At 69.9% G+C, this 5,110-nt stretch carries 7 protein-coding genes; 6 read left to right on the top strand and 1 reads right to left on the bottom strand.

The window, feature by feature from the left end; genetic code table 11:
• The 6 genes from VM840_12320 to rsfS form a co-directional block, all read left to right on the top strand.
• Positions 1 to 188: PUA domain-containing protein (locus VM840_12320; GenBank protein ID HVL82364.1), on the top strand; the 188-nt coding region annotated here is incomplete at its 5' end.
• A gap of 8 nt (positions 189 to 196) precedes the next feature.
• Positions 197 to 1,087 carry a MoxR family ATPase gene (locus VM840_12315; protein HVL82363.1) on the top strand — a complete coding sequence of 297 codons (891 nt, stop codon included), beginning with the start codon at positions 197 to 199 and terminating at the stop codon, positions 1,085 to 1,087.
• Positions 1,087 to 2,412: a VWA domain-containing protein gene (locus tag VM840_12310; GenBank protein ID HVL82362.1), complete on the top strand. Its 1,326-nt coding sequence runs from the start codon at positions 1,087 to 1,089 to the stop codon at positions 2,410 to 2,412. The genes VM840_12315 and VM840_12310 overlap by 1 nt, the downstream gene beginning before the upstream one ends.
• A 47-nt stretch (positions 2,413 to 2,459) precedes the next feature.
• Positions 2,460 to 3,065, top strand: a complete 606-nt coding sequence (nadD, locus tag VM840_12305; GenBank protein ID HVL82361.1) for a nicotinate-nucleotide adenylyltransferase — start codon at positions 2,460 to 2,462, stop codon at positions 3,063 to 3,065.
• On the top strand, positions 3,062 to 4,306 hold the full coding sequence (locus VM840_12300) for an LCP family protein (protein HVL82360.1): 1,245 nt from the start codon (positions 3,062 to 3,064) through the stop codon (positions 4,304 to 4,306). Before nadD ends, VM840_12300 begins: the two co-directional genes overlap by 4 nt.
• 16 nt (positions 4,307 to 4,322) lie before the next feature.
• Positions 4,323 to 4,691: a ribosome silencing factor gene (gene rsfS, locus VM840_12295; GenBank protein ID HVL82359.1), complete on the top strand. Its 369-nt coding sequence runs from the start codon at positions 4,323 to 4,325 to the stop codon at positions 4,689 to 4,691.
• Position 4,692: 1 nt separating this feature from the next.
• On the opposite strand, the gene VM840_12290 is transcribed toward rsfS, so the two are convergent.
• Positions 4,693 to 5,085 (bottom strand): response regulator, encoded by a 393-nt coding sequence (locus VM840_12290; GenBank protein HVL82358.1) that lies wholly within the window; start codon positions 5,083 to 5,085, stop codon positions 4,693 to 4,695.
• Between the last annotated feature and the right edge of the window lie 25 nt (positions 5,086 to 5,110).

The raw sequence follows: 5,110 nt of genomic DNA, 5'->3' as shown, positions 1-5,110 counted from the left end.
GAGCGTTCGCGCCCGGCGACGCGGTCGACATCTGTGACGGTACGGGCCAGGCCTTCGCGCGGGGGATCGTCTCGTTCTCGAACGAGGAGCTGGAGCGGATCGCGGGGCTCGGATCGAGCGCGATCACCGAGATGCTGGGTGCGGCCGCGCGGGAGGTCGTGCACCGCGACGAACTTGTGCTCCTGTAGGCTGGTCCGTGATCACCGCCCCCCGCTACTCATCCGTGGACGAGGTCGTCGCGAGGCTGCGGTCCGTCGGATACATCGCCGACATCCCCCTCGCCACCACGGTCTTCCTCGCGGACCGCCTGGGGAAACCCCTGCTCGTGGAGGGTCCGGCGGGCGTGGGCAAGACGGAGCTCGCCAAGTCCGTCGCCGCCTCGACCGGGCTCGAGCTCGTCCGTCTGCAGTGCTACGAAGGGTTGGACGAGTCCAAGGCGCTGTACGAGTGGAACTACCGCAAGCAGCTGCTGAGGATCCAGGCCGACGAGGCGCGCGAGCACCACTGGGAGGAGATAGAGGAGTCGATCTTCGACGAGCCTTTCCTGCTCGAGCGTCCACTCCTGCGGGCGATCCGCTCCGCCGAGCCCGTCGTCCTGCTCATCGACGAGATCGACCGGACCGAGTTCGAGTTCGAAGCCTTCCTCCTGGAGCTCCTGTCGGACTTCCAGGTCACCATCCCCGAGCTCGGGACGCTGCACGCGCGACACGTACCGCCGGTGTTCCTCACGTCGAACGCCACCCGGGAGCTGTCCGAGGCGTTGAAGCGGCGTTGCCTGTACCTGTTCATGGACTACCCCGACCCGGACCGGGAGCGGGAGATCGTCCTGTCCCGGGTTCCGGAGCTCCCCGAGGCCCTCGCCAACCAGATGGTGAAGCTGCTGCACTCGATCCGACAGACGGACCTCCGCAAGAAGCCGAGCATCTCCGAGACCATCGACTGGGCCCGGACGCTCGTCACCCTGGGGGTCGAGACGCTGGACGGCTCCGTCGCCCAGGAGACCCTTAACGTGGTGCTCAAGCACAGGCAGGACCTCGAGAAGGTGGCCGAGCAGCTCAAGCTCCCCCCGAACCCCCGCGCGAACTGATGCTGGAGCGCCTGCAGGCGTTCGCGGCGAAGCTACGGGACGCAGGGGTACCCGTGTCGAACCACGAGATGCTCGTGGCCGCCGAGGCCCTGAGCCACATCGACTTCTCCGACCGGACCCAGTTCAAGGCCGCCCTCGGGGCCGCCATGTGCCGGGCTCCCGAGCACCTCGACGTGTTCTCGGCGCTCTTCGACCTCTTCTTCTCACCGTCGGGAGACGTGGCGCTGGACGTCCGGGGGGCCGACCCGGAGGACCTGGACGACGCCGATCTGATAGAGGCGTTCGTCCGGGAGCTGGGGGAGGGGACCGACGCGGAGCTGCGCCGTCTGGCCCGGGCCCTGCTGGACCGGCTCTCCGATCAGGCCGCGGGGGGGTTCCTGCTCTACCGCGCCGTCCGGTTCCTGGACATCGACCGCCTGCTGGCCAGGTTGACCGACGACGAAGCCGGCGACCCCCTCGACGCGGCCGTCCGGACGGTCGCCGCGCGCTCGCGGGTGGAGCGTCTCCGACGGATCCTCGAGCAGGAGGTCCGCAGGCGGATGGTGGCGGAGAGGGGTCCCACAGAGGTGGCGGACCGGCTCCTTCGCGTCCCCCTGCCCGAACGCGACTTCGCCACGATCACATCGGACGAGGTGGCCGAGGTGCGCCGGGCGGTAGTGAACCTGGCTCGTCGTCTGTCCACGCGTCTCGCCAAGCTGCGCAAGCAGGGGGCGCGCGGGCGTCTGGACATGCGCAGGACGTTCAGGCGGTCGCTCTCCACGGGCGGCGTGATGATCGACCCGCGCTTCAAGGTCAGGTCTCCTTCCCGGCCCGAGCTGGTCCTGCTGTGCGACGTGTCGGGATCGGTGGCCGCCTTCACCAGGTTCACCCTGCTCCTCGTGGCGAGCCTCCAGGTCCAGTTCCCCCGCATACGCTCGTTCCTGTTCGTGGACACCGTGGACGAGGTGACCGAGATGCTCAAAGCCTCGGACCCCTCCGACGCCATCCCGCGCGCCCTGCAGACGGCCGACGTCGTCTGGCTCGACGGCCACTCCGACTACGGCCACGCCCTCGTCGAGTTCCACCGCCGCTACCTCGAGGCCGTGACCGACCGCAGCCACGTGGTGGTACTCGGAGACGCGAGGTCGAACTACCGCAACCCCCAGGCCTGGGTCATGAAGTCGGTCGCCGAGCGCGCGAAGCGGGTCTGGTGGTTGAACCCGGAGGCCCGCCGCCACTGGGATACCGGGGACTCGGTGATCGGTGCGTACGCCGAGCACTGCGACGGCGTGTACGAGTGCCGCAACCTGCGCCAGCTCGCCACGTTCGTAGAGCAGCTGGCGTGATCGCCGGCTCCCTGACGGAGCGCGGGACCGCCACTACACTCGGGGCGATGACGGGCCGCGTCGGCATCATGGGCGGCACCTTCGACCCGATCCACCTCGGCCACCTCGTCTGCGCAGAGGAGGCCCTCCACGCCTTCGCGCTGGACGAGGTGGTGTTCGTACCCACCGGCGCTCCCTGGCAGAAGCGCGACCGCGAGGTCACGGGAGCCGAGCGGCGCTATGAGATGACCCGCCTGGCCACCGCCTCGAACGCCGCGTTCCGGGTGGCGCGCTCGGAGATCGAGCGCGAGGGTCCGACCTACACGATCGACACCCTGCGCGACTTCCACGCCGAGGGGGGCGGGAAGAGCTCCCTCTTCTTCATCACGGGCGCGGACGCCATCCGTCGGATCCTCACCTGGAAGGACCCCGCCGACGTGCTCGCCCTCGCCACCTTCATCGCGGCCACCCGTCCGGGGCACGAGCTCGGCGGGCTCGATCACCTCGAGGAGTCGTTGAGGGGGAGCGTCCGGGTCCTGGAGATCCCCGCCCTCGCCATATCCTCGACCGATATCCGGGAGCGGGTCCGGACGGGCCGGCCGTACCGATACCTCGTCCCGGAGCCTGTCGCCGGATACATCGCCCGGTCCGGGCTGTACAGGGAGGAGCCTTGAGCGTCCACGAGAGACCCCGGACCGGTCCCCACGACCCCGAGGCGCGGCCGCGGGGACCGCTCGGCTGGTACCTGGGGCTCTCTCCGCGCGGGCGCGCCGGACTCTGGCTCGCCTTCGTCATCTGGCTCGGCGTGGGCGCCCTGTTCGTGAACTGGGACGCGATGGTCTCCGACACCCCCCGGCCACCGGCGGCCCCGCCGGACCCTTCGGACCTGGTGCTCGTGGTGGCGGAGGGCGGACCGGGCGAGCGCCCAGCGATGGCCCTCGTCCACCGCGGGAGCCGGGACGCGACCGTGGTGCTCCTGCCTCCGGGAACCGTGGTGGAGGTCCCCGGGCTCGGTCCGAAACCACTGGTGGGGGCCCTGCGCGAGGGAGGTCCGGACTCGCTCGCCACCGCGGTCGCCAACGAACTCCAGGTGCGGGTGCCGAAGACCCTGATCGCCGACGAGGGCCGGGTGGCCGGGACGGTCGACGCCCTCGGGGGGGTGACCGTCGATGTCCCTGAGACGATCGAGGTGGAGCAGGAGCGCGTCCTGCGGCGCCTCTACACGCGCGGGCCGCAGCGGATGGACGGGGTGCAGTTCGCGCGGTTCCTCACCCTCCCCCTCCCAGACGAGCCCGAGCTCGACCGTCTCACCCGGCAGGACGCCGCGTGGCGGGCCCTCCTCCGCGCGCTCGCCAACGCGAGGGGCGACCTCGGTGAGCTCTTGGCGGGCTGGCGCGGGGACGTGGACATCTCCGCCGCCGCGACCATGCTGCGGACGGTCGCATCCACGCCGAACCTGCAGGTGCGGAGCCTCCCTGTGGTGAGGCAGCCGATCCCCGAACAGCAGCTGTACCGCGTCGACCCCGACGACATCGACGATGTCCGCGACCGCCTGTCGTCGGTCCTGACCGTGAGGGACACCCGGGGCCGACGCGTCCGGCTGCTGGTCGGAGCTGACGGCGTCATAGGTCCGGACATCGGTCGCCAGCTGATCGAGGCCGGGTTCCGGATCGAGCTCACCCAGGCGGCCAGCCAGCCCTACGACGACAGCCGGGTGGTGATCGCCCTGGAGCGGAGGGACACGATGCAGGCCACCGCGGACCGTCTCCTGCAGCTGCTCGGGACCGGACGGCTCGCCTACGAGAGGCATGACTCGAGCTATTTCGATGCTACTGTCGTCGTGGGAAGGGATTGGGCGGCTGCTCACGGGTACCCGCAGGCGACACCGACCCCCCCACCCCGCAGACGGAGATAGAGACAGGAGCAGGAAGATCGCGCTGAGCCCAACGAGCCTGGTCGAGGAGGCTGCCAGGGCGGCCGCCGACAAGAAGGCGGACGACGTGGTCGTGCTCGACGTCCAGGAGCTCCTGGGCATCACCGACTACTTCTTGATCTGCTCGGGATCGTCGCACCGGCAGGTCCGCACCATCTCCGACGAGATCGTGAAGCGGCTACGGGACGCGGGGGCCAGTCCGGTCAGGCGTGAGGGAGAACGGGACGCCGGCTGGATCCTCATCGACTACGAGGACTTCGTGGTCCACGTGTTCGGACAGCAGGAGCGCCAGTTCTACGACCTCGAGAGGCTCTGGAAGGACGCGCCGCGAGTCACTGTCCTGGGAGCCGAGGAAGCGACCGGTTAGGTCACCCGGCGCGGTCGCCGACCGTCCGTCGAACCGCCTTCAGGAGCGAGTCGGGGTCGAACGGCTTCACCACGTATCCGTCGGCCCCCTGTGCCATGCCCCGGAACTGGTCGTCGTGCTCCCCGCGTGAGGTGAGCAGGATCACCGGGATGTGCCGGAGCCGCGAGTGGGACTTCAGGTCCGTCATGCACTCCCATCCGTTGCGGTTGGGCATCACGACGTCGAGCACGATCAGATCGGGGGTAGGGTCCCCGCTCGCCACCTCGATGGCCCGTCCCCCGTCCTCGGCCTCCAGGACGCGGAAACCCTCACCTTCGAAGATCGTGCGCAGGACGCGCCTGATCCGGGGGTCGTCGTCGACGACCAGCACCACGAGACCGGGGATGTCATCCATGTGCCCGAGGCTACCCGGTGGGGAG

Source organism: Actinomycetota bacterium (assembly GCA_035540895.1).
In the GTDB taxonomy this organism is placed as follows: domain Bacteria; phylum Actinomycetota; class JAICYB01; order JAICYB01; family JAICYB01; genus DATLFR01.
Note: the sequence above shows the minus strand (reverse complement) of the source record. Positions and strands in the feature narration are given on the sequence as shown.

Coding starts and splice junctions, on each gene's coding strand:
- VM840_12290 (HVL82358.1), bottom strand. CDS start 5,085: ATGGATGACATCCCCGGTCTCGTGGTGCTGGTCGTCGACGACGACCCC.
- VM840_12310 (HVL82362.1), top strand. CDS start 1,087: ATGCTGGAGCGCCTGCAGGCGTTCGCGGCGAAGCTACGGGACGCAGGG.
- nadD (HVL82361.1), top strand. CDS start 2,460: ATGACGGGCCGCGTCGGCATCATGGGCGGCACCTTCGACCCGATCCAC.